Below are 23,659 nucleotides of genomic sequence, written 5' to 3' on the forward strand. Positions count from 1 at the left end.
CTGTTCCATCCCAGTAAGCTACAGAGCAGCATCCCCGATTGACGTATTTTCGCCGGATCGGTGAGAAAAGAGGCAAAGCACAGGAACATGTCGGAAATGCTATAACCACTATATCATCGCGGGGAGGAATGTAGAACGTTTTGATATAAGGCTAAGAAAAAGGCCAGCAGTGCTGGCCCTGGATAAAGAGAGGAGATTACTTTTTCGCTTCCTGCCATTTGCCGTCGATATAAAACGCCGACCAGCCTGTCGCTTTGCCCTCTTTCTCAGAGGCGACATACTGCTGTTTGGTTTTACGGCTAAAGCGCACCATTGTCTTGTTGCCGTCGGCATCGGTCGCAGGCGCCTCAGCCAGGTAGCGCAGTTTTTCCGGCAGACGATCCTTGAAGCGCTGCAGCTCTTCCACTAACGGCGCGCGGGTTTCACGCGATTTCGGGAAGGTGTTAGCGGCGAGGAACACGCCTGCCGCGCCGTCGCGCAGCACAAAGTAGGCGTCCGATTTCTCGCACGGCAGCTCGGGCAGCGGTACCGGATCCTCTTTCGGCGGCGCAACCTCGCCGTTACGCAGAATTTTACGCGTGTTTTTACACTCGTCGTTGGTGCAGGCCATATATTTGCCGAAGCGCCCCATTTTCAGGTGCATTTCCGACCCGCACTTCTCACACTCCACTACCGGACCATCGTAGCCTTTGATGCGGAATTCGCCCTGTTCAATCTCGTAGCCGTCGCACTCCGGATTATTACCGCAGACGTGCAGCTTACGCTGCGGATCGATCAGGTAGCTGTCCATTGCCGTGCCGCACTTCTGGCAGCGGCGACGCGCGCGCAACGCGTTGGTTTCAGCGTCGTCGCCTTCCAGCACGTTCAGCACTTCGTTTTCCGGGATCAGGTTGATGGTCTGCTTGCAGCGCTCTTTCGGCGGCAGCGCATAGCCTGAACAGCCGAGGAAGACGCCGGTGCTGGCGGTGCGAATGCCCATCTTGCGTCCGCAGGTCGGACAGTCGATAGAGGTGAGCACCATCGGGTTCGGCTGCATGCCGCCCTCTTCTGGGTCTTTCTCCGCTTTATCCAGCTGCTGAGTAAAGTCGCTGAAAAAGTTATCCAGCACGCCTTTCCACTCCACCTCATTATTAGCGACGCGGTCCAGGCTGTCTTCCATGGTGGCGGTAAAATCGTAGTTCATCAGATCGCGGAAGTTCTCTTCCAGGCGATCGGTGACAATCTCGCCCATCTTCTCAGCGTAGAAACGGCGATTCTCAACGCGTACGTAGCCGCGATCCTGGATGGTCGAGATAATGGCGGCGTAGGTAGACGGACGGCCGATACCGCGCTTCTCCAGCTCGCGCACCAGCGAGGCTTCGCTGAAGCGCGCTGGCGGCTTGGTGAAGTGCTGGCCTGGCGTCAGCTGCTGCAGATCGAGCGTCTCACCTTTGGCAACGTGCGGCAGCGTGCGGTCTTCATCGTTTTTACGCAGCGCAGGCATCACGCGCGTCCAGCCGTCAAAGCGCAGCGTGCGCCCTTTCGCCTTCAGCCTGAAGCCGGCGGCCGCGACGGTGAGCGTGGTGGAGTCGTACTGCGCCGGCATCATCTGACAGGCGACGAACTGACGCCAGATCAGCTGGTAGAGCTTCTGCGCGTCCGCTTCCATATCCTTGAGCTTCTCCGCCACGACGTTGACGTCGGAAGGACGAATCGCTTCGTGCGCTTCCTGAGAATTCTCTTTGCTGGCGTAGGCGTTCGGCGTCTCAGGCAGATACTTTTTGCCGAAGTTTTTGTCAATGTAGCCGCGCGCCATCGCCAGTGCATCCTGACTCAGGTTGGTGGAGTCGGTACGCATGTAGGTAATGTGGCCCGCTTCATAGAGACGCTGCGCCATCATCATGGTTTTTTTGACGCCGAAGCCGAGCCGCGTACTTGCTGCCTGCTGCAGCGTCGAGGTGATAAAGGGCGCGCCAGGCTTGCTGCTGGTCGGTTTATCTTCGCGATCCACGACTTCGTAGCGGGCATTTTCCAGCAGCGCGACGGCGGCCTGGGTCTGTTCGCCATTGACCGGACGGAACGGGCTGTCGTTCTGGTGAGTGACCGCCATCGCCAGCAGGTCGCCTTTCGCGGTATGCAGATCGGCATTCAGCTCCCAGTACTCTTCCGGCACGAACGCTTTGATTTCCCGCTCGCGCTCAACCACCAGACGCACCGCCACGGACTGGACGCGTCCGGCAGAAAGGCCGCGCGCGATTTTTTTCCACAGCAGCGGCGAAACCATATAGCCGACGACGCGGTCCATAAAGCGACGCGCCTGCTGAGCGTTGACGCGGTCGATATTCAGTTCGCCCGGCGTTTCAAACGCCTGACGAATCGCATTTTTAGTGATTTCGTTAAACACCACGCGGCTGAAGCGCTTGTCGTCGCCGCCGATCACTTCCCGCAGGTGCCAGGCGATGGCTTCCCCTTCGCGGTCAAGGTCGGTTGCGAGGTAGATGTGGTCGGCGTTCTGCGCCAGCGCTTTCAGTTCGGAGACAACTTTCTCCTTGCCTGGCAGAATCTGATAATCCGCTTTCCAGCCGTGATACGGGTCGACGCCCATTCGACTGACCAGCGCGGCCTTTTCATCTTTCTTAACTTTTTTCGCTTTTTTGTCGCCGGCCCCGTCAGCACTCTTTTTCGCGGTTGAACCACTGGTCGGCAAATCACGGATATGACCGACGCTGGATTTCACCACGTAGTCACTACCGAGGTATTTATTGATTGTTTTGGCCTTTGCCGGGGACTCAACGATGACGAGTGCTTTACCCATATGTACCTTTACCTAATGAAAACGTCCTGATAAACGGGAGAGGATTTGATGCCCAGAAACCCAGTGGGTTCAATATTGTTGCGCCTTTTTGCTTTTCAAGGCTGCGGGGTCAATCTCGGGCCAGCTGGCATAAGTTTATGCAAGGGTATGAATAAGAGCGACTTTTTCATCTGACACAATCACACTTCCCGGTGTGATCTCCCTGAAATCTGAATCGCCCACACTCTACCTGATAAAATTCGTTACGCAACTTAATTAGCACTCAGTTGAATTTTGCGCCAGATTTTCATCCGTTTTGCTGATTTGCCGCGCAGCGATTTTGGCACGTAATATAGAAAGGATTTTAGGGATGTCAAAAAGGCGATATTCAATGCAGAAAAGTACGCAACCCATTTCACGCCAGGCGCTACTGGAAAAAGCCAATAGCCTTATTCAGGAACACGACGACTATTTTGCCGGTCTGGAAGCGGACGAGGTGATTCAGCAGGGCGACGTGCTGGTATTTCGCGGCCCATTTTTTCTTGATGACGAAGGGCTGCCGACGGCGAAAACCACAGCGGTATTTAACGTCTTTAAATATCTGGTGCTGACGCTCTCGTCGCGCTATCACCTGGCGTAAAAAACCCGGCGTCAGCCGGGTTTGTTTGCAGCAGGATGCCGACGCGGATGTCAGGCGGTTAAAGCAGCGGCTTCTCGCCGCGCTGCCACCACTTCATCAGCAGGCGTTCCGCGACCGAGCCGGCGCTATGGGTGACGCGGTCGATCATCTTGCGACGACGCGCATAGTGCACGCCCAGCACGTTGAAGAGATCCATCTGACTGATGATTAGCTCGTCGCTGGTGCTGATATCGTCGATAAGATTTAACGCCAGCGCCTGGCGGCCATACCAGTGTTCGCCCGTCGCGACTTTGTCGATATCCAGCGACGGTCGCATCTGATGCACAAACTCTTTAAACAGCAGGTGCGTTTCGTTGAGATCTTCCTGAAACTTCTCGCGGCCCTCGTCGGTATTCTCGCCAAACAGCGTCAGGGTGCGTTTGTACTGCCCGGCGGTATGCAGTTCGACATCGATATCGTTGCGCTTGAGCAAGCGGTTGAAGTTCGGGATCTGCGCCACCACGCCGATGGAGCCGAGGATGGCGAAAGGGGCCGCCACGATGCGATCCGCCACGCAGGCCATCATGTAGCCGCCGCTGGCGGCCACTTTATCCACCGCCGCCGTCAGACGCAGACCGCGATCGCGCAGGCGCTGCAGCTGCGACGCCGCCAGGCCGTAGCCGTGCACCACGCCGCCCGGGCTCTCCAGCCGCAGCAGCACTTCGTCGCCCTTCTCCGCCACCGCCAGCACGGCGGAAACTTCTTCGCGCAGCGCCGTGACTTCGCCGGCATCCATGCTGCCCTTGAAATCGATCACATAGAGCGTCGGCTTCTGGCTCTCGACGACGCCCTGCTTCGCGGCGCGCTTCTCCGCCTTCGCCTTCTGCTTTTCCGCCTTTTTATGCTGCTTCAGCCACACTTTCTGCACCTGCGGCTTCATTTTAGCCAGCTGCAGATCGTCCTTCATTTGCTGATAGTCGTCGCCCAGATGCGTCAGCCGCAGCTGCCCGGCCGCCTGGCCGCGCTTGCGCAGCGCCGCGTTAACGATAATCGCCACAACGGCGGCGACGGCAATCACCACCGTCACCGCTTTCGCGAGAAATAATCCATAGCTGGAGAGTAAATCCATTCTGCCGCCTTATTAAACAGAGAATTAGCACCGATCGGAGAGTTTACCGGGTTTAGCGTCGCGCGTCGCCTGAAATGCCAGCGCCCGGCACAGAAAGCGCCTGCGGATGATTGCACCCTCCGGCGAATTGAGGCATAAAGCCAACAACCCGTTTACGCGCTCAAGGAAACACGCCGTGCACTATCAACCGAAAAGCGATCTGCTGCAAAACCGCATCATTCTTGTCACCGGCGCCTCCGACGGCATTGGCCGCGAAGCCGCCATCACCTATGCGCGCTACGGCGCGGAGGTGATCCTGCTGGGCCGTAACCTGGCGCGGCTGGAACAAACGCAGCAGGCGATCGCTCAGCTGGGTCTGCGTCCGGCGCACTGCCTGGTGTGCGATCTGGCGCAGGCGACGCCGGCATCCTGTCAGCAGCTGGCCGATCGGCTGGCGCAGCAGTTTCCGCGTCTGGACGGCGTGCTGCACAACGCCGGCATTCTGGGTGAGATTGTGCCGCTCGCCGAGCTGGATCCGCAGGTCTGGCAGCAGGTAATGCGGATTAACCTCGACGCTACCTTTTTCCTGACCCAGGTGCTGCTGCCGCTGCTGCTGAAATCAAGCGCCGGCTCGCTGGTTTTCACCACCTCCAGCGTGGGCCGCACCGGCCGCGCTGGCTGGGGCGCCTATGCGGTGTCGAAGTTCGCCACCGAGGGCATGATGCAGGTGCTGGCGGATGAGTATAAGAACCAGCCGCTGCGGGTCAACTGCATCAATCCTGGCGGCACGCGCACTAAAATGCGCGCCGCCGCCTTTCCGCAGGAGGATGCTGACAAGCTGAAAACCCCGGCCGATCTGATGCCGCTCTATCTCTACGTCATGGGCGACGACAGCCGCCGCAAAACCGGCATCAGTTTCGATGCGCAGCCCGGACGCAAGCCGGGAGCGGCGGAATAATGGGCGACGATCGCCACCAGCAGCGACAGCAGCGGCTGAAAGAGCAGGTTGACGCGCGCATCGCCGCCGCGACGGAAACGCGCGGCATCATGATGGTTTTTACCGGCAACGGTAAAGGCAAAACCACCGCCGCCTTCGGCACCGCACTGCGCGCCGTCGGGCACGGCAAAAAGGTGGGCGTTATCCAGTTTATTAAGGGCGAATGGCCCAACGGCGAGCGCAATCTGCTGGCGCAGCACGGCGTGGAGTTTCAGGTGATGTCCACCGGCTTTACCTGGGAGACGCAAAACCGCGCCACCGACACCGCCGCCTGTCAGTCGGTGTGGCAGCACGCCATGCGCATGCTGGCGGACGATACCTTAGATTTGGTGCTGCTCGACGAGATCACCTATATGGTGAGTATGGATTATCTGCCGCTGGACGATCTGGAACGCGCGCTGGCGGCACGCCCGCCGCATCAGAGCGTCATCCTGACCGGGCGCGGCTGCCATCGCGCGCTCATTGAGCGCGCGGATACCGTGACCGAAATGCGGCCCGTGAAGCACGCCTTCGACGCCGGGATCCAGGCACAGCAAGGCATCGACTGGTAGACAAAAAAAACGCAGCCCGTAAGCTGCGTTTTTTATTAGCCGCGTTTGTTGCCACCGCCGTTGCTGCTGCTGCGTCGACCGCTGCCGCTCACCTGCGTGTGGCGCTTAACCGCGCGACGAATTTGATTCGCCTTGGTGCGGCGGCGATCTTTTTCTACCGCCAGCTTGGTGACTGTCTCGTCATCCATGCCCACCAGCGAGCGCAGGTAGTTCACCGCAGTGAGATCCATCTCCATCCAGCCGCCGCGCGGCAAACCTTTCGGCAGCGTGATATCGCCGTAGCGCACGCGCATCAGGCGGCTGACCTGCACGCCGACCGCTTCCCACAGACGACGTACTTCACGGTTGCGTCCTTCGGTCAGGGTTACGTTGTACCACTGGTTGACCCCTTCGCCGCCGGCAAAGCGCAGCGTTTTAAAGGCTGCCGGGCCATCTTCCAGCTGCACCCCTTTGCTCAGCTGACGAATTTTATCGTCGTCAACCTGACCAAACACGCGCACGGCGTATTCGCGCTCAACTTCGCGGCTCGGATGCATCAGACGGTTGGCCAGCTCGCCGTCGGTGGTGAACAGCATCAGTCCGCAAGTATTAACGTCAAGACGTCCGACCGCAATCCAGCGGGAGCCGCGCAGGCGCGGCAGGCGATCAAACACCGTTGGACGGCCTTCCGAATCGCTGCGGGTGCAGAGTTCGCCTTCAGGCTTATAGTAAGCCAGTACGCGACAAACCTCCGTCGCCGACTCGGCGATAGAGACCAGATGACCGTCGATGCGGATTTTCAGGGATTTATCATTTTCAATGCGGTCGCCCAGCGTGGCGAGTTTGCCGTCGATACTGACGCGACCGGCGGCGATTTTTGCTTCAATTTCACGACGGGAACCGTGGCCTGCGCGTGCCAGGACTTTCTGTAACTTTTCGCTCATAGCGGCCTCACTGTCGCCTTCCCAGGCGTCATTTTGGTTAAAATTCTTTAAAATCAATAACTTAAGTTATTACTTTCCGCCTATTATACCTTTAATTTACGGTTTTGTAACCTGCTTAATCAGGCTAGCTGCCGGACGAGCCGTTGAACAACTGTGACCCTCTTCGCATCACTCTTCCATGCAGACTTGTATGGTAGCGCAACTGCTCTATAAAGGGATACCGCTATGACTTCTCTTTCGCCTTCAGCTTCACGTGACAGTGTCACTGATATCGACAATAAAAGCGTAATACGCCGGGTTGCCAGCGCTTCCGCCATCGGCACCGCCGCGGAGTATTATGACTTTTTCGCCTACGGCACTGCTGCGGTGCTTTTCTTCGGCCACCTTTTCTTTCCCAGCGAGAATCCGCTGGTCAGCACCCTTGCCGCCTTCGCCACCTACGCCGTCGGCTTTCTGGCGCGTCCAGTCGGCGGAATTATTTTTGGCCATATCGGCGATAAGGTAGGCCGTAAAAAAGCGCTGGTGGTCACTATTCTTATCGTCGGCCTGGGCACCTTTTGTATCGGCCTGCTGCCAACCTATGCCACCATCGGTATCTGGGCGCCAGTATCCCTGATTGTTATCCGTCTGCTGCAGGGTTTTGGCGTGGGCGGCGAGCAGGCTGGCGCGGTGCTAATGACCGCAGAGTATGCGCAGCCCACGCGGCGCGGCTATTTCGCCAGTTGGGTGCAGATCGGCGCGCCGACCGGCTTTCTGCTGCCGCTGGCGCTGTTTGCGCTTCTGAATGTCCTGCTGACGGCGGATCAGATGATGAGCTGGGGCTGGCGCGTGCCCTTTCTGCTGAGCGCCCTGATGGTGATCGTCGGGCTGTTTATCCGCCTGCGCATTGATGAGTCGCCGGTGTTCGCCGAGATCCGCGCCACGAAAGCGGCAGAATCGCGGCCGCTGAAAGAGGTCATCCAGACCAGTCCGGGGCTGGTGCTGAACGGCGTGGCGGCAAAGCTGATCGAAGCCTGCGCCTTTGCGCTCTTCACGGTGATCATTCTGGCTTGGGGTAAAGCGAACCAGCTCGACAACAACATTCTGATGGAGAGCATGATTGTGGCGGTGATACTGGAAATTTTCGCCATTCCGCTGATGGGCGCACTCTCCGATCGCATCGGGCGCAAGCCGGTTTACCTGATGGGCGCGCTGCTGATCGTGTTCTCTATCGTGCCCTTTTTCCTCGCCCTGCAGCAGAACAGCTACTGGCTGACGCAGATTGCCATGATTGTCGCGCTGACGCTGGGCCACAGCATGTGTTACGCACCGCAGGCGTCGTGGTTCCCCGAGCTTTTTCCCACTCATATTCGCTGCAGCGGCATCGCGGTGATCTGGCAAATCGGTTCGTTGATCGGCAGCGGCATTCTCGGCCTGGCCGCGGTGAAAATCCTGCAGGTCACGGACGGCCACTGGTATGGGCTGGCCATTTATGTCGGGGTGCTGGGCGTGCTCTCTCTGGTGGGTCTGGCGCGGTTGCCAGAAACCGCACCGGGAAGGCGCGAAGCGGAATATCACAGCTGGCAGCGGCGCTAACTCGCCCTGTTTGCTGCTAAGAGTCCTCTTCACGGAGGGCATTGATTAATCTGACACACACATCGGCGCTTTTTGGGCGGCTTTCACCAAGCTGCTGAAGCAGAGATATTTTTATGCGCCTCAGACTCTTATTGCTGCCGCTAATGTATGGCGGCAGCAGAGGATTCATTAGCCATACAAGAAAATTAAAAGAGCGTTAATCTTTAGCCGCCTGTGGGATGCATTTTTTCATCTTACAAGAAGAACATTGGTAGTGGTTTATTCTGACAATTTGACGCGCAACGCGCTTCCTGAGTGGCCATCGCACTTTAAACCCGGTTTTTAATCCACAGATTGGTTTACTACCCTATTTATCCACATTTCATTTTAAGATTAATCTTAATCGATTGTCTGCGGATTAATTACAGGTAAAATCAGAACCAGAAACGCAAATAATCACTTTCGCATTATTAATCTTATAGCGTTACTCCAGCGAAAGTTATTAACGAGATTTTAACCCACTCATTGCAGTTTCTTTAAAAATAAACCGGCGCTACCGGAAATGCAGCGTTAATACGGCTCAATGATGAGTCTGAAATTGCATGTCAAAAGTCTTCACCAGGGATTTTCCGACATGCCAGTATGAAGATAATCACCATGAGAAAACTGTTCTTATGGCCAGCCTTTGCTGCGCTGGCGTTGAGCGGTTGCTCTGTGGGCCATACCGAATATAGCCGTACGGCAATGCAGCACGTGGACATGAGTTTCACCGGCATTCCTACGATTCTCGGGCTCGGCACGCTGGGCAGCAGCATTCCCATCACCCCCGAATACAGCCTGACGGCGGCGCACGTGGCGAAGTTTGCCGTGCAGCGCGTTAAGGCCTATCACCCCTATTGCGATCTGGCGATCATCTACCACAAAAATGACGCAACCACGCTGGCGAAATTCCGCAGCGGCGCCATCGGCGATCCGGTTAAAATGTACGGCTACAGTTTTATTTCCGCCATGCCGGTTGAATCGTCGGGCAGTAATTTAGCGCGCACCGCTATCCGCAACAGCTGGAATAAAAAACCCTGTATGGCGATGGCGTCAAATGCAGGCGTCGTTAAAGGGATGTCGGGCGGGGCGGTCTATAATGCGGATAATACGCTGGGCGGCGTGATTGTCGGCTTTAGCGATGAAATAAAAAGTAGCAGCAGCGGCAAAATCGTTTTAAAAGATGTGTCGCTCTATATTCCCTATTCCGACTTTCAAAACTGGCTGAAACAGAATATTGGTCAGGCGGCGCAGAGCGGCGCCTGACCAGGCTGTTACAGGAAAGGCCGGGTATCGCCTGAGCCTTCGCGCACAATGACGGGCGCATCGCTGGTGAGATCGACAACCGTTGTCGGCTGCTGTCCCAGCGTGCCGCCGTCGATAATTAAATCGACCAGCTTGCCGATGCTGTGCTGAATCTCGTCCGGGTCCGATTCGGTGAAATCGTTGCCCGGCAGGATCAACGAGGTCGACATCATCGGCTCGTTGAGCGCCTCCAGTAGCGCCAGCGCAATCGGGTTGGACGGCACGCGCAGCCCGATGGTTTTACGCTTCTCGTTCATCAGACGACGCGGCACAATCTTGGTCGCCTTCAGAATGAAGGTGTAGCTGCCCGGCGTGTTGTTTTTCAGCAGGCGAAACGCGCTGTTATCCACCTGAGAATAGTTAGAGATTTCCGACAGATCGCGGCACATCAGCGTGAAGTTGTGATTGCCGTCCAGCTGACGAATGCGGCAGATGCGCTCCAGCGCGTTTTTCTCTTCCAGGCGACAGCCCAGCGCATAGCCGGAGTCGGTCGGATAGACGATCACCCCGCCCTTATTGAGATAGTCGACCGCCTGGGAAACCAGGCGCGGCTGCGGATTGTCCGGGTGAATGTGAAACAGTTGACTCATAACAAACCTCGTATCACCTGTCCGCGTCAGAGCCTGCGGGCGCCAGCGCCGGGAAACGTTCCCATACCGGCTCGACGCCGGCCGGCAGCCAGAGTTTGCGGCCCAGCTCAATCCACGGACAGGGTTGGTGAAAATCGGAACCTTGCGATCCAGCCAGATCGGCATCGCGGGCGTACTGCGCCAGCTGTGCGCGTTCATTGGGCGCCTGCTGACACTGTGCCACTTCCATAGCGTCGCCGCCCGCGTCGCGGAAATGCGCGATAAGCCGCTTCAGCCACTTCGCCGACAAACCGTGGCGGCCTGGGTGCGCCAGCACCGCACAGCCGCCAGAATGGTGAATGGCATCAATGGCTTGTTTAATTGTACACCATTGCGGCGGAACGTAGCCGGTTTTGCCGCGCGCCAGATAGCTTTTGAACACCTGCGCTACCGTGTCAGCTTTGCCCTGCTCAATTAAAAAGCGGGCGAAGTGGCCGCGCGTAATCACACCGCCCTCCGCCAGCCGCACGGCGCCCGCCAGCGCGCCAGGGATGCGAGCCTTATCCAGCCGCTCGGCGATCAGCTCAGCGCGCGCCTGACGGCAGCGCGCCTGCTCCGCGAGAAAAGCGATCATCGCCGGATGGCGGATATCGATGTTCAGCCCGACGATATGAATCTCATGGTTTTCCCACAGCGTCGACGCCTCTACCCCCGCCAGCACCTTTAGCGGCAGCGCCTGCTCGCTGACGGCACGCTGCGCCGCGGCGACGCCCGCCACACTGTCGTGATCGGTGATCGCCAGCACGCCAACGCGCATGGCGACGGCGCGCTCGACCAGCGCCTCGGGCGTCAGCAGCCCGTCAGAGGCGCGGGTATGGCTGTGTAAATCATAAAGAGGAAAACGGGCAATCTCGTTCAAATGGCACTCCTGCTGCACGATGAAGCGGCCAGCATGATAACGATTTTATGCGCGGGTGAAAAAGCGTATTGACTTTTATGTTCTGAACCCGTTAACTAGTACACAAGTTCACAACTAAACGGGTTCTCTCTCATGGCGATGATTTTGATGCTTTCTGCAGGCTGGTGGCGCGATGTTTCCCCTGACGGGCAACGTCCAGCACCCCTTGCGTAACGCAGTGCAGAGACCCGAGCCCGCTTAAAGCGGGCTTTTTTTTAGGCGAATTTCAGAGAGAACATCATGCCAAATGCGAAACCTACAGTGAAGTTGATTACCGGCACCGCGCCCTACCGCGAAGATCCGGCCGCAGTGTTTCATCAGTTATGCGGCGCACGTCCGGCAACGCTGCTGCTCGAGTCGGCGGATATCGACAGCAAACAGAACCTGAAGAGCCTGCTGATCGTTGACAGCGCCCTGCGCGTCAGCGCGCTGGGATCCTGCGTAACGGTGCAGGCCCTGTCGGAAAACGGTCGCGCGCTGCTGCCGCTGCTCGACGCGGCGCTGCCCGCCGCCGTGAAAATCGAACCGCGTCCGGACGGTCGCGAGCTGCACTTTCCGTCCGCCGACGCGGTGCAGGATGAAGACTCGCGCCTGCAGGCGCTGTCGGTTTTCGACGCGCTGCGCCTGATTCCCCGTCTGGTGAACGCGCCTGCGGACGAGCGCGAAGCGGTACTGCTGGGCGGCCTGTTCGCCTATGATCTGGTGGCGGGCTTTGAGGCGCTGCCTGCGCTGGAAAATCAGCAGCGCTGCCCCGACTACTGCTTCTACCTGGCGGAGACGCTGCTGGTGCTCGACCATCAGACGCGCAGCGCCACGCTGCAGGCGAGCCTGTTCTGCCCCTCTACCAGCGAATTTCAGCGTCTGCAAAGCCGTATCGAGCAGCTGCACGGCCAGATGCTGCAGCCCGCGCCAGCGCTGCCGGTGCAGAAAGTCGAGCAGATGACGCTCAGCGTCAGCCAGAGCGACGAAGCCTATTGCGACACCGTGCGTCAGATGCAGGAAGCGATTCGCATCGGCGAGATTTTCCAGGTGGTGCCGTCGCGCCGCTTTTCGCTGCCGTGCCCGTCGCCGCTCGCCGCCTACGACACGCTGAAGAACAGCAACCCCAGCCCCTATATGTTCTTTATGCAGGATCGCGATTTTGCGCTGTTTGGCGCCTCGCCGGAGAGTTCGCTGAAATATGACGCCGCCACGCGCCAGATTGAGATCTACCCGATCGCCGGCACGCGCCCGCGCGGCCGACACGCCGACGGCTCGCTGGATCGCGATCTCGACAGCCGCATTGAGCTGGAGATGCGCACCGACCATAAAGAGCTGGCCGAACATCTGATGCTGGTAGATCTGGCGCGCAACGACCTGGCGCGCATCTGCGTGCCGGGCAGCCGCTACGTCGCCGACCTGACTAAGGTCGACCGCTACTCATTCGTGATGCATCTGGTGTCGCGCGTGGTTGGCACGCTGCGCGAAGACCTTGACGTGCTGCACGCCTACCGCGCCTGTATGAACATGGGCACCCTGAGCGGCGCGCCGAAAGTGCGCGCCATGCAGCTGATCGCCGCGGCGGAAGGCACGCGCCGCGGCAGCTACGGCGGTGCGGTCGGCTACTTCACCGCCAACGGCGACCTCGACACCTGCATCGTTATTCGTTCCGCCTGGGTAGAGGACGGCGTCGCCACCGTACAGGCGGGTGCCGGTGTGGTGCTCGACTCCAACCCGCAGGCCGAAGCGGACGAAAGCCGCAACAAAGCGCGCGCCGTGCTGCGCGCCATCGCGACCGCCCATCACTGCAAGGAGATTTTCTGATGGCCGATATCCTGCTGCTCGATAACATCGACTCCTTTACCTATAACCTGGTTGATCAGCTGCGCGCTTTCGGCCACAACGTGGTGATCTACCGCAACAGCGTGCCGGCGGCGGTACTGACCGAACGCCTGCAGCGCATGGAGAATCCGGTGCTGATGCTGTCGCCGGGCCCGGGCGCGCCAAAAGACGCCGGCTGCATGCCGGAGCTGCTGCGCAACCTGCGCGGACGTCTGCCGATTATCGGCATCTGTCTTGGCCATCAGGCGATTGTCGAAGCCTACGGCGGTCACGTCGGCCAGGCGGGCGAGATCCTGCACGGCAAAGCCTCCGCCGTGAACCACGACGGTGAAGCGATGTTCGCCGGACTGAGTAATCCGCTGCCGGTCGCACGCTACCATTCGCTGGTGGGCAGTAATACGCCGGAGGAGCTGACGGTCAACGCCAGCTACAACGGCATGGTGATGGCGGTGCGTCACGACGCCGATCGCGTCTGCGGCTTCCAGTTCCATCCTGAATCCATCCTGACCACTCAGGGCGCCCGTCTGCTGGAGCAGACGCTGGCCTGGGCGCTGGCGACATCACAGGGAGAATGATCATGCATGCCATCCTGGAAAAACTTTATCAGGCGCAGTCGCTGACGCAGGGCGAAAGCCATCAGCTGTTTAGCGCCATTATTACCGGCCAGCTGGAGCCAACGCAGCTCGCCGCCGCGCTGATCGCCATGAAGGTGCGCGGCGAATCGCCGCAGGAGATCGCAGGTGCAGCCAGCGCGCTGCTGGAAGACGCCCGTCCTTTTCCGCGCCCGACCTACGCCTTTGCCGATATCGTCGGTACCGGCGGCGACGGCAGCAACAGCATCAATATCTCGACCGCCAGCGCCTTCGTCGCCGCCACCTGCGGGTTGAAAGTCGCGAAGCACGGCAACCGCAGCGTCTCCAGCAAGTCCGGCTCTTCCGATCTGCTGGCGGCGTTCGGTATCAGCCTGGATATGCCTGCTGAGCAGGCGCGCGCGGCGCTGGACGAGCTCAACGTCTGCTTTCTGTTTGCGCCGCAGTATCACACCGGCTTTCGCCATGCGATGCCGGTACGCCAGCAGCTGAAAACCCGCACGCTGTTCAACGTGCTTGGCCCGCTGATCAACCCGGCGCGGCCGCCGCTGGCGGTCATTGGCGTTTACAGCCCGGAACTGGTACTGCCGATGGCTCAGACGCTGAAGGTGCTGGGCTACCAGCGCGCCGCGGTGGTGCACGGCGGCGGCATGGACGAGGTGGCGCTGCACAGCGACACCCACGTCGCCGAGCTGCGCGACGGCGAGATCACCCGCTATCAGCTTACGCCAGAGGACTTCGGTTTCGGCTTCCATCCCAAAGAGGCGCTGGCGGGCGGCACGCCGGAAGAAAACCGTGACATTCTGACCCGTTTACTTCAGGGTAATGGCCAGCAGGCCCATGAGGAAGCGGTCGCCGTCAACGTGGCGATGTTGTTAAAAGTATTCGGTCATGAAGATTTGCGTGAAAACGCGCAGCGTGCGCTTCAGGCTATCCGCAGCGGACAAGCCTATGAACGCGTTGTCGCTCTGGCAGCAAGAGGATAACCATGCAAGGTACGATTTTAGAGAAGATTGTTCAGGATAAAGCGCAGTGGGTCGAGGCGCGCAAGGCGCAACAGCCGCTCGCCGCCTTTCAGAATGACGTGCAGCCCGCTTCCCGCAGCTTTTATCACGCGCTGCAGGGCGCACGCACCGTGTTTATTCTGGAGTGCAAAAAAGCGTCCCCTTCCAAAGGGCTGATCCGCGACGATTTCGATCCGGCGGCCATCGCGGGCGTTTATCGCCACTACGCCTCCGCCGTCTCAGTGCTGACCGACGAGAAATATTTCCAGGGCAGCTTCGACTTTCTGCCGATCGTTAGCGCGGCGCTGACGCAGCCGGTGCTGTGCAAAGACTTTATTATCGACCCTTATCAGATCTATCTGGCGCGTCACTATCAGGCTGACGCCATCCTGCTGATGCTCTCGGTGCTTGACGACGAAGCGTATCGTCAACTGGCCGCCGTGGCGCACAGCCTGAAGATGGGCGTGCTGACCGAGGTGAGCAACGAAGCGGAGCTGGAGCGCGCTATTGCGCTGGAGGCGAAAGTGGTCGGCATCAATAACCGCGATCTGCGCGATATGTCGATCGATCTGGACCGCACGCGTCAGCTGGCGCCGCGCCTGTCGCACGGCGTGACGGTAATCAGCGAATCGGGCATCCATAACTATGCGCAGGTGCGCGAGCTGAGCCACTTCGCCAACGGCTTCCTGATCGGCTCGGCGCTGATGGAAGAGCCGGACCTGGCGGCCGCGGTGCGTCGCGTGCTGCTGGGCGACAACAAAGTGTGCGGGCTGACGCGAGCGGAAGACGCGCGCGCCGCCTTCGAGGCTGGCGCACTTTACGGCGGACTCATCTTCGCCGAGGGTTCGCCGCGCCAGCTCGACGCGTCACAGGCGCAGCAGGTCATTGTCGGGGCGCCGCTGCGCTACGTCGGCGTATTCCGCAATAGCACGATTAGTGACGTTGTCACGCTGGCCGATACGCTGCGCCTGAGCGCCGTTCAGCTGCACGGCGATGAAGATCGCGCCTATGTCGCAGCGCTGCGCGCCGCGCTGCCCGCCGCCGTCGCCATCTGGAAAGCGCTGAGCATTAAAAATGCGCCGCCCGCGCGCGACTGGCCGCACGTTGACCGCTACGTCTTTGACAACGGCAACGGCGGCAGCGGCGAACGCTTCGACTGGTCGCTGCTGCAGGATCAAGACTTAAGCGATGTGCTGCTTGCCGGGGGCCTGGGCGCGGACAACTGCGTGGAAGCGGCGCGCCTCGGCTGCGCGGGCCTCGACTTCAACTCCGGCGTGGAAAGCGCGCCCGGCATTAAAGATGCCAGCAAAATTGCGGCGGTCTTCCGCACGCTGCGCGCCTACTGATTTGTCAGGCCCGCTGCGGCGGGCCTAAAAGGAAGATAAAACCATGACTCTACTGAACCCCTATTTTGGCGACTTTGGCGGCATGTATGTGCCGCAGATCCTGATGCCGGCGCTGCAACAGCTGGAAGCGGCCTTTGTCGAGGCGCAGAAGGATCCGGCGTTTCAGGCGGAATTCACCGACCTGCTGAAAAACTATGCGGGACGCCCGACGGCGCTGACGCTGTGCAGCAACCTCACCAAAGGCACCAAAACGCGCCTCTATCTGAAGCGCGAAGATCTGCTGCACGGCGGCGCGCACAAAACCAACCAGGTGCTGGGCCAGGCGCTGCTGGCGAAACGCATGGGCAAAAATGAGATCATCGCGGAAACTGGCGCGGGCCAGCACGGCGTCGCCTCGGCGCTGGCATGCGCGCTACTCGGCATGAAGTGCCGCATCTATATGGGCGCGAAGGATGTCGAACGCCAGTCGCCTAACGTCTTCCGCATGCGACTGATGGGCGCCGAGGTTATCCCGGTGCACAGCGGCTCCGCCACGCTGAAAGACGCCTGCAACGAGGCGCTGCGCGACTGGTCCGGCAGCTATGAAACCGCGCACTATATGCTTGGCACCGCGGCAGGCCCCCATCCCTTCCCGACGATCGTACGCGAGTTCCAGCGCATGATCGGCGAAGAGACAAAAGCGCAGATTCTGGAAAAAGAGGGACGTCTGCCCGATGCGGTTATCGCCTGCGTCGGCGGCGGCTCAAACGCCATTGGCATGTTCGCCGACTTTATCAACGATGAGAACGTCGGCCTGATCGGCGTCGAGCCTGCCGGTCACGGCATTGAGACCGGCGAGCATGGCGCGCCGCTCAAGCATGGCCGCGTCGGCATCTATTTCGGCATGAAGTCGCCGATGATGCAGACCGAAGAGGGTCAGATTGAAGAGTCCTATTCGATCTCAGCCGGTCTCGACTTCCCCTCCGTCGGCCCGCAGCATGCGCACCTCAACAGCATCGGCCGCGCCGACTATGTATCCATTACCGATAATGAAGCGCTGGCCGCCTTCAAGGAACTCTGCCGCGCAGAAGGCATTATTCCGGCGCTGGAGTCGTCGCACGCCCTCGCCCACGCCCTAAAGCTGATCCGCGAGAATCCAGAGAAAGAGCAGCTGCTGGTGGTTAACCTTTCGGGCCGCGGCGATAAAGACATCTTCACCGTTCACGATATTCTGACTGCGCAGGGAGAAATCTGATGGAGCGTTACCAACAGCTGTTTACGCGTTTACAGGCCAGCAAAGAGGGCGCTTTCGTGCCGTTCGTGACGCTGGGCGATCCCTCGCCGGCGCTGTCGCTCAAGGTGATCGACGCGCTGGTCGCGGGCGGCGCCGACGCGCTGGAGCTGGGCATTCCCTTCTCCGATCCGCTGGCGGATGGTCCCACCATTCAGAACGCCACCCTACGCGCCTTCGCGGCGGGCACCACCACCGCGCACTGTTTCGAACTGCTCAGCAGCGTGCGGCAAAAATATCCCGATCTGCCCATCGGCCTGCTGATGTACGCCAACCTGGTGTTCGCCAACGGCCTCGACGCCTTCTATGCGCGCTGCGCCGAAGCGGGCGTGGATTCGGTGCTGGTGGCGGATGTGCCGGTCGAAGAGTCGGCGCCGTTCCGCCAGGCGGCGCTGCGCCACGGTATCGCGCCGATCTTTATCTGCCCCCCTAACGCCAGCGACGATCTGCTGCGTGAAATCGCCTCTCACGGCCGCGGCTACACCTATCTCCTGTCGCGCGCGGGCGTAACCGGTGCGGAAAATCGCGCCAGCAGCCTGCCGCTGCAGCGCCTGATCGACAAACTGCGCGAATACAACGCCGCGCCGCCGCTGCAGGGATTCGGCATCTCTGAACCGGCGCAGGTCAAAGAGGCGCTCAGCGCGGGCGCGGCGGGCGCCATCTCCGGCTCGGCGATCGTGAAAATCATTGAGCAGCACCATGCGCAGCCGGAAGAGATGCTGGCGAAACTCACCGCCTTTGTCAGCAGCCTGAAAGCCGCCACCCGCTGATCTTTTCATGCTCTCTCCGCTGAGGGAGCATGATTTTTCACTCTTTTTTACATCCCGACGTTGCCGCTTTCGCTTTTCCCGCCCACACTTGATTTGCGCGCCGTTATGGTAACGGCGCATCTTGTTCGAGACAGGGAGAGAAGCAATGAAACTGTTTAAAGTCCTTGCAGGCGCGCTGGTCGCCGTGGTTGTTGCGCTAACGCTGAGCGCCTGTGCGCCGACGGCGAAGCAGGAAGGTACCGGCGGTTATATCGACGACACGGTGATCACCACCAAAGTCAAAGCACAGCTGCTGAATGACGATGAGCTCAAATCACGCGAGATTAACGTTGAGACCTTTAAAGGCCGCGTGCAGCTAAGCGGTTTTGTCAGCTCGCCGCAGATGGCCAGCCGTGCGGTAGAAGTGACCCGTACCGTGAAAGGCGTGAAGTCTGTTGTGAACAACATGCAGATTAAATAACGCAGAAAAGCAAAAGGCCACGAGCGATTCGCGGCCTTTTTTATCAGAAGCGGTAGCCCGCGCCGAAAAAGAAGACGAAAGGATCGATGCGCGTATCGATATTCTGCTGCTTGCCGCCCGCCTTAAACTTCACTTCCGTATCAATATCCATATACCAGAGCGAGGCGTTCAGCATCCAGTCGCGGTTAATCTGGTAGTCGAGACCGACCTGTCCCGCCACGCCCCAGGAATCTTTCACGCTCAGGTCGCTCAGCCCGGCATCACGGCCGGTCTGATTGAAGTCGGCATCGTAAAACGTGGTGTAGTTGACGCCAACGCCAACGTAAGGGCGCACCTTGCTCTGGCTGTCGAAGAAGTAATACTGCGCCATCAGGGTCGGCGGCAGCTGACGCACTGTTGCCAGCGTGCCGGTCGCGCCCAGCCCCACTTTGTGACGGAACGGCGTGGCGGCGAGAAGTTCGACGCCGATATTGTCGGTGGCCATATAAGTAAAGGTCAGGCCAAGCTGGGTATTGTTGCTGACGTCAAAACCGCCCATACCCAGCACGTTATCGGAACCTTCGGTAGGACGCACCGTCGCGCTGCCGGCGCGCATAAAGAAATCGCCTGCTTCATGAGCCAGTGCCAGTTGCGGTAGAGCCATTGCCAGTAAGAAAGCGCATTTTGTCAGTTTCATGATCACTCCTTTGCACAAGATAAACGGGGGAAATTAGGGTGTGACGTTGTGGGCAACGTTCTAACGGGATTTTGCAAAAAATGCATCCGAATCAATCAAGAAAAACCACATAAAAAGAAAGGGCTTGATTTAGATCAATTTTGACCCCGCAGGCTTGCCTGAAATTTCGCTTGAAGAAATTTAGCGGCGTGATTATTTTGCTTTTTTCCCGTGTTGATTTTGGTTCGATGCCTCAGGAGTGGCGGGCGATCAAATGAGCGATAATCTAAACCCTTGCATGACCTGCGGCGCCTGCTGCGCCCATTTCCGCGTCTCGTTTTACTGGGCTGAAGCCGATGACGCCGGCGGCGCGGTCCCGGTCGAGCTCACCGAGCCGTTAAGCCTGCTGATGCGCAATATGCGCGGCACCAACACGCGCGAACCGCGCTGCGTGGCGCTGCAGGGCGAGCCGGGCGGCTGCACCTCCTGCGGCATCTATACGCAGCGCCCCTCGCCCTGCCGCGAGTTCGCCATGTCGGGCGAAAACGGCGTATATAACGAAGCCTGCGATCGCGCCCGCGCTCGCTATGGCCTGCCGCCGCTTTTTCACCCTTCTTTACCTTCCATGACAGAAAGTTATCGCGCTGCGGGTGCCAGCGCCGGGCCAGACCATGTACAATCGCCGGGTTAATCAACCCGGTTTCACCAAGGAGAGTACATGTCTATCACGGCAAGCTCGTTATACCGTGACACAGGAAATTTTTTCCGCCACCAGCTGCTGACCATCGTGCTGATGTCGTTACTGACGGCCTTTATCACGGTCATTCTGGTGCACGCCTTTACCCCCGGCGGCGATCAGCTGGCGCAGCTTCAGCAGAGCGACAGCAGCGCCTCTTCGCTGTTTGAGCTGGTGCAAAATATGTCGCCTGAGCAGCAGCGCATTCTGCTGCGCGCCTCTGCGGCCGGGACCTTCTCCGCGCTGATTGGCAATACGCTGCTGCTGGGCGGCATGCTCTGTCTGATCCCGATGGTTTCCGCCGGCCAGCGCATCAGCGCGCTGCGCGCGATCGGCGCCTCGGCGCCGCTGCTGCCAAAGCTGCTGCTGCAGACCTTCCTGATTACCCTGGTGGTGCAACTGGGCTTTATGGTGCTGATGGTGCCGGGCATTATGCTGGCGATTCTGCTGTCGCTGTCGCCGGTGATCCTGGCAAGCGAAAAGAGCGGCATTTTCGCCGCGATGCGCGCCAGCTGCCGTCTGGCATGGAAAAACGTCAGGCTGATCGCGCCAGCGATTATTCTCTGGCTGCTGGCGAAAATGGCACTGCTGTTCGCCTCCTCCTCGCTGACGGCGCTGCCAGATAACGTGCTGGCCATCGCCATCACCGCTATCGGCAACCTGATCTCCGCCCTGCTGGTTATCTATCTTTTCCGGCTCTATATGCTGGTTCGTTAAGCGCGTTGCGCCCTGCGGGGCGCACCGTTTTATGTTGTTTTTGCTGAACTGGAATGACTATGAAGCAGTTACTCGATTTCCTTCCCTTAGTGGTCTTCTTTATTTTTTATAAGCTTTACGACATCTTCGTTGCCTCTGGCGCGCTGATCGTGGCCACCGGCCTTGCGCTGGTGGTGAGCTGGGTGCTCTACCGCAAGCTGGAAAAAATGACCCTCTTCACCTTTGCCCTGGTGGCGATCTTCGGCACCCTGACGCTGGTTTTCCATAACGATGAGTTTATTAAATGGAAAGTCACGGTGATCTACAGCCTGTTCGCGCTGGCACTGCTCTACAGCCAGTTCTTTATGACGCAGCCGCTGATCAAAAGCCTGCTGGGCAAAGAGATTCAGCTGCCGGAAAGCAGCTGGCGCCGCCTGAATATCGCCTGGGCAATCTTTTTTCTCGCCTGCGGCCTGGCGAATATCTACGTCGCGTTTTGGTTACCTGAAGCGTTTTGGGTTAACTTTAAAGTATTCGGTCTGACCGTGCTTACCCTGCTGTTTACCCTGCTGAGCGGACTCTACATCTGGCGACAGATGCCGCAACAAGACGAAAAATAAATGCGGTCCGGCCTGGCCGGGCCTTACGGGCGCAGCGCGCCTTCACCTGCATAAGAAGTAAAGCAATGGACGAGAGACATAAGTTGCCACAAGGCGAAATGGTGTTGCGTACCCTGGCGATGCCGGCGGACACCAACGCCAATGGCGATATCTTCGGCGGCTGGCTGATGTCGCAGATGGATATGGGCGGCGCTATTCTGGCAAAAGAGATTGCAGAAGGACGGGTGGTGACGGTGCGCGTCGACGGCATGTCGTTTCTCAAACCGGTCGCGGTAGGCGATGTGGTGAGCTGTCACGCGCGCTGCATTCGCACCGGCAACAGCTCTATGACCATTAATGTCGAAGTGTGGATCAAGAAGGTCTCATCGGAACCTATCGGTCAGACCTACTGCGCCACCGAGGCGGTATTTATCTATGTCGCCGTGGATAATGAAGGGAAATCGCGCCCGCTGCCGCCGGGACGCGCGAATCTCGCACCGGCGGAGTAGTAAAAAGCGGTCAGATGACCGCTTTTTTTATTCGATGCTGGAGCCGCCGTTCATTTTGAAGACGATCGTCATCTTCAGGTTTTTGCCAGGCCGGCCTGGCTGATAGCGCCACTGCTTCATCGCCTGTTTCACCTCGCGCTCAAACATATTGCGCGGCTGCGCGGAGAGAATAGCGATATTCTCCACGCGCCCGTCGTCGCCGACGTCAAACTGCACCTGCACACGTCCCTCAATTCGCAGCGCCTGCGCGCGCGCCGGATACCCTGGTTTCGACACGCTGAGCGCCTTCGGCCCCTGCGAGGTCGACGGCGAGGGCGATGGCGAGGGCGTCGATTTCGGCGCGGTTGTGGGTTTCGCCTGGGTGGCTGGCGCCTCCTGTTTAAACGGATTCGCCTGCGGCTTCGCCTCCTGGCGCGGCTTCACCTCGCGTTTGTGCTCTACCTTTGGTTTTGGTTTCGGCTTCGGCTTCGGTTTAGGCTGCGGCACCGGAATTGGCACCGGCTCAGCTTTAGGCGGCTCCGGCACCGGCTGAGGTTCCGGAACAGGCTCAGGCTCCGGCTCTGGCTGAGGCGCCGGCTGTTCCACTACAGGTGCGGGTTCAGGCTGCACTTCTGGCGCGACCAGGCTGACGCTAATCGGCTGTGATACCTCAGGAACGTTGACGACCTGATGAAACGAGGCATAGAGAATGCCGGCGATAACGGAACCGTGCAGGACAACGGAGAGCAGCACAGAAACAGGCGTACGTTTTAAAATGGGCATCGTCAACGTGGTCATAGCAGTCGCAGTCAGAAAATGAAGCCACGATTTTAAATGCAAATAGCAATCAGTTTCAATAACTGCTGAAAAATGGGCAGATATCGCCGTTTTTTAACCTGACCTGCTGCCCCATATGCATTACACCATCTTTCGTTTGCACTCTTATTTACGATCCCTTACCGTGTTGCGAAAATATGATGAGCCAATGGGGGCTTTAAAGTGCTGTACATCATTTACGCCGAAGATAACGCTGATTCTCTGGAAAAACGCACTTCGGTGCGCCCTGCCCATCTGGCGCGCCTGCAGCTGCTGCAGGATGAAGGCCGTCTGATCGTTGCGGGCCCGATGCCGGCTGTCGACAGCAACGATCCTGGCGTCGCCGGTTTTACCGGTTCAGCGATTATTGCAGAGTTCAGCTCGCAGGAAGCGGCGCAGGCATGGGCAGAGGCCGATCCCTATATCGCGGCTGGCGTTTACAAAAATGTTGCGGTAAAACCCTTCAAACGCGTTTTCTGATTCTCCGACCGATTTTGTTACCCTGGCTTCCGCGTTCGCGCCGAAGCCATTTTTATTTCTTAGCGTGGAGTAAACAGGATGCAATGGCTGGTGATTGCGCTGCTGATGCTGGCCCTCGGGCTGATCGTTAAGGCGCTACTGATCTGGCGGCGTGACGGCTGGAAACAGAAAAAACAGCTTATTGTGATGCTGATTGTCATCGCCGCGGCGGCGCAGCTGGTGAATGTGGTGCTGGTCGCCAGAGGCCACTAAAAAGCCACCTCTGGGGCGGCTCTGGTCAGGTATTCTGTGTGATAAACAGAATCGAACGGCGCTGCTGCTGCGCCAGCTGATGGCGAATCGCGTGGATCCGGCTGTAGCGACGCGACTGGCCCTCCAGCCAGCGGGCGCGACGGCGATGCACCTGCCGTAACATTCTCCAGCGCGCGACTTCATTTCTGCTTTTTCTCATCACCTTCTCTCCTGCTTCGACATCACGCGGCCGCATTATAGAGATCTTCACGCTAATGCCAACTCGGATCTCTTATCGATC

24 protein-coding genes and 1 pseudogene are annotated in these 23,659 nt (G+C 58.9%); 17 read left to right on the forward strand and 8 right to left on the reverse strand.

Features of this window, described 5'->3' with window-relative positions; translation table 11 throughout:
- Positions 1 to 196 precede the first annotated feature (196 nt).
- Entirely contained in the window at positions 197 to 2,794 is a 2,598-nt protein-coding gene (gene topA / locus Q9R34_RS18025; RefSeq protein WP_434123265.1) for a type I DNA topoisomerase, read from the reverse strand.
- 370 nt (positions 2,795 to 3,164) lie between these two features.
- Here topA and Q9R34_RS18030 point away from each other — a divergent pair, with 370 nt between their 5' ends.
- Positions 3,165 to 3,413, forward strand: a complete 249-nt coding sequence (locus Q9R34_RS18030) for a YciN family protein (RefSeq protein WP_485895498.1) — start codon at positions 3,165 to 3,167, stop codon at positions 3,411 to 3,413.
- A gap of 58 nt (positions 3,414 to 3,471) precedes the next feature.
- Here the strand turns inward: Q9R34_RS18030 and sohB are convergent, their stop codons facing one another.
- The gene (gene sohB / locus Q9R34_RS18035; protein WP_485895500.1) at positions 3,472 to 4,521 is read right to left on the reverse strand and encodes a protease SohB; all 1,050 of its coding nucleotides are present in this window, start codon (positions 4,519 to 4,521) and stop codon (positions 3,472 to 3,474) included.
- A 175-nt stretch (positions 4,522 to 4,696) separates the two neighbouring features.
- On the opposite strand from sohB, the gene Q9R34_RS18040 reads away from it, so the two are divergent.
- Both Q9R34_RS18040 and cobO read left to right on the forward strand, forming a co-directional pair.
- Positions 4,697 to 5,458 (forward strand): YciK family oxidoreductase, encoded by a 762-nt coding sequence (locus tag Q9R34_RS18040; protein WP_485895502.1) that lies wholly within the window; start codon positions 4,697 to 4,699, stop codon positions 5,456 to 5,458.
- Entirely contained in the window at positions 5,458 to 6,048 is a 591-nt protein-coding gene (cobO, locus tag Q9R34_RS18045) for a cob(I)yrinic acid a,c-diamide adenosyltransferase (protein ID WP_434123261.1), read from the forward strand. The genes Q9R34_RS18040 and cobO overlap by 1 nt, the downstream gene beginning before the upstream one ends.
- Before the next feature lie 35 nt (positions 6,049 to 6,083).
- On the opposite strand, the gene rluB is transcribed toward cobO, so the two are convergent.
- Complete coding sequence (gene rluB / locus Q9R34_RS18050; protein ID WP_485895504.1) at positions 6,084 to 6,971, reverse strand: 23S rRNA pseudouridine(2605) synthase RluB; 888 nt, start codon at positions 6,969 to 6,971, stop codon at positions 6,084 to 6,086.
- 225 nt (positions 6,972 to 7,196) lie between these two features.
- Between rluB and Q9R34_RS18055 the strand changes: the two genes are divergently transcribed.
- A complete protein-coding gene (locus Q9R34_RS18055; protein WP_485895506.1) occupies positions 7,197 to 8,546 on the forward strand; it encodes an MFS transporter in 1,350 nt (449 codons plus the stop codon).
- A 636-nt stretch (positions 8,547 to 9,182) separates the two neighbouring features.
- Positions 9,183 to 9,830: a serine protease gene (locus Q9R34_RS18060; RefSeq protein WP_434123258.1), complete on the forward strand. Its 648-nt coding sequence runs from the start codon at positions 9,183 to 9,185 to the stop codon at positions 9,828 to 9,830.
- A gap of 8 nt (positions 9,831 to 9,838) precedes the next feature.
- Here Q9R34_RS18060 and Q9R34_RS18065 read toward each other — a convergent pair whose 3' ends face one another.
- The gene (locus tag Q9R34_RS18065) at positions 9,839 to 10,459 is read right to left on the reverse strand and encodes an L-threonylcarbamoyladenylate synthase (RefSeq protein ID WP_434123257.1); all 621 of its coding nucleotides are present in this window, start codon (positions 10,457 to 10,459) and stop codon (positions 9,839 to 9,841) included.
- Positions 10,460 to 10,472: 13 nt separating this feature from the next.
- A complete protein-coding gene (gene rnm, locus Q9R34_RS18070) occupies positions 10,473 to 11,357 on the reverse strand; it encodes an RNase RNM (protein ID WP_485895509.1) in 885 nt (294 codons plus the stop codon).
- A gap of 279 nt (positions 11,358 to 11,636) precedes the next feature.
- On the opposite strand from rnm, the gene Q9R34_RS18075 reads away from it, so the two are divergent.
- The 6 genes and pseudogenes from Q9R34_RS18075 (at position 11,637) to Q9R34_RS18100 (ending at position 18,657) form a co-directional block, all read left to right on the forward strand.
- Complete coding sequence (locus Q9R34_RS18075) at positions 11,637 to 13,199, forward strand: anthranilate synthase component 1 (protein ID WP_434123255.1); 1,563 nt, start codon at positions 11,637 to 11,639, stop codon at positions 13,197 to 13,199.
- Positions 13,199 to 14,793 (forward strand): annotated as a pseudogene (trpD, locus tag Q9R34_RS18080) (bifunctional anthranilate synthase glutamate amidotransferase component TrpG/anthranilate phosphoribosyltransferase TrpD). The gene Q9R34_RS18075 and the pseudogene trpD overlap by 1 nt, the downstream one beginning before the upstream one ends.
- Before the next feature lie 2 nt (positions 14,794 to 14,795).
- Positions 14,796 to 16,157, forward strand: coding sequence for a bifunctional indole-3-glycerol-phosphate synthase TrpC/phosphoribosylanthranilate isomerase TrpF (gene trpCF / locus Q9R34_RS18085; protein WP_485895511.1), 1,362 nt, complete (start codon positions 14,796 to 14,798; stop codon positions 16,155 to 16,157).
- 43 nt (positions 16,158 to 16,200) lie between these two features.
- On the forward strand, positions 16,201 to 17,391 hold the full coding sequence (gene trpB / locus Q9R34_RS18090; RefSeq protein WP_434123253.1) for a tryptophan synthase subunit beta: 1,191 nt from the start codon (positions 16,201 to 16,203) through the stop codon (positions 17,389 to 17,391).
- The gene (gene trpA, locus Q9R34_RS18095) at positions 17,391 to 18,197 is read left to right on the forward strand and encodes a tryptophan synthase subunit alpha (protein ID WP_434123252.1); all 807 of its coding nucleotides are present in this window, start codon (positions 17,391 to 17,393) and stop codon (positions 18,195 to 18,197) included. Before trpB ends, trpA begins: the two co-directional genes overlap by 1 nt.
- Before the next feature lie 145 nt (positions 18,198 to 18,342).
- Entirely contained in the window at positions 18,343 to 18,657 is a 315-nt protein-coding gene (locus Q9R34_RS18100) for a BON domain-containing protein (protein WP_033746762.1), read from the forward strand.
- A gap of 43 nt (positions 18,658 to 18,700) precedes the next feature.
- On the opposite strand, the gene ompW is transcribed toward Q9R34_RS18100, so the two are convergent.
- On the reverse strand, positions 18,701 to 19,333 hold the full coding sequence (gene ompW, locus Q9R34_RS18105; RefSeq protein WP_434123251.1) for an outer membrane protein OmpW: 633 nt from the start codon (positions 19,331 to 19,333) through the stop codon (positions 18,701 to 18,703).
- 253 nt (positions 19,334 to 19,586) lie between these two features.
- Between ompW and Q9R34_RS18110 the strand changes: the two genes are divergently transcribed.
- The 4 genes from Q9R34_RS18110 to yciA all read left to right on the forward strand — a co-directional run bounded on the left by Q9R34_RS18110 (position 19,587) and on the right by yciA (position 21,852).
- A complete protein-coding gene (locus Q9R34_RS18110; protein ID WP_485895515.1) occupies positions 19,587 to 20,003 on the forward strand; it encodes a YkgJ family cysteine cluster protein in 417 nt (138 codons plus the stop codon).
- 27 nt (positions 20,004 to 20,030) lie between these two features.
- On the forward strand, positions 20,031 to 20,765 hold the full coding sequence (locus tag Q9R34_RS18115; RefSeq protein WP_434123249.1) for a YciC family protein: 735 nt from the start codon (positions 20,031 to 20,033) through the stop codon (positions 20,763 to 20,765).
- Positions 20,766 to 20,824: 59 nt separating this feature from the next.
- Complete coding sequence (locus Q9R34_RS18120) at positions 20,825 to 21,364, forward strand: septation protein A (RefSeq protein ID WP_485895517.1); 540 nt, start codon at positions 20,825 to 20,827, stop codon at positions 21,362 to 21,364.
- A gap of 65 nt (positions 21,365 to 21,429) precedes the next feature.
- A complete protein-coding gene (gene yciA, locus Q9R34_RS18125; protein WP_033790360.1) occupies positions 21,430 to 21,852 on the forward strand; it encodes an acyl-CoA thioester hydrolase YciA in 423 nt (140 codons plus the stop codon).
- Between the two features lie 27 nt (positions 21,853 to 21,879).
- Here yciA and tonB read toward each other — a convergent pair whose 3' ends face one another.
- Positions 21,880 to 22,629 carry a TonB system transport protein TonB gene (gene tonB / locus Q9R34_RS18130; protein WP_485895519.1) on the reverse strand — a complete coding sequence of 250 codons (750 nt, stop codon included), beginning with the start codon at positions 22,627 to 22,629 and terminating at the stop codon, positions 21,880 to 21,882.
- A gap of 201 nt (positions 22,630 to 22,830) precedes the next feature.
- On the opposite strand from tonB, the gene Q9R34_RS18135 reads away from it, so the two are divergent.
- Both Q9R34_RS18135 and Q9R34_RS18140 read left to right on the forward strand, forming a co-directional pair.
- Entirely contained in the window at positions 22,831 to 23,127 is a 297-nt protein-coding gene (locus Q9R34_RS18135) for a YciI family protein (protein ID WP_033746748.1), read from the forward strand.
- A 78-nt stretch (positions 23,128 to 23,205) separates the two neighbouring features.
- Positions 23,206 to 23,379: a hypothetical protein gene (locus Q9R34_RS18140; protein ID WP_434123245.1), complete on the forward strand. Its 174-nt coding sequence runs from the start codon at positions 23,206 to 23,208 to the stop codon at positions 23,377 to 23,379.
- A 25-nt stretch (positions 23,380 to 23,404) separates the two neighbouring features.
- On the opposite strand, the gene Q9R34_RS18145 is transcribed toward Q9R34_RS18140, so the two are convergent.
- Complete coding sequence (locus Q9R34_RS18145) at positions 23,405 to 23,578, reverse strand: YciY family protein (protein ID WP_123800210.1); 174 nt, start codon at positions 23,576 to 23,578, stop codon at positions 23,405 to 23,407.
- Between the last annotated feature and the right edge of the window lie 81 nt (positions 23,579 to 23,659).

Source organism: Enterobacter sp. BRE11, assembly GCF_031844285.1.
Lineage (GTDB): Bacteria > Pseudomonadota > Gammaproteobacteria > Enterobacterales > Enterobacteriaceae > Pantoea.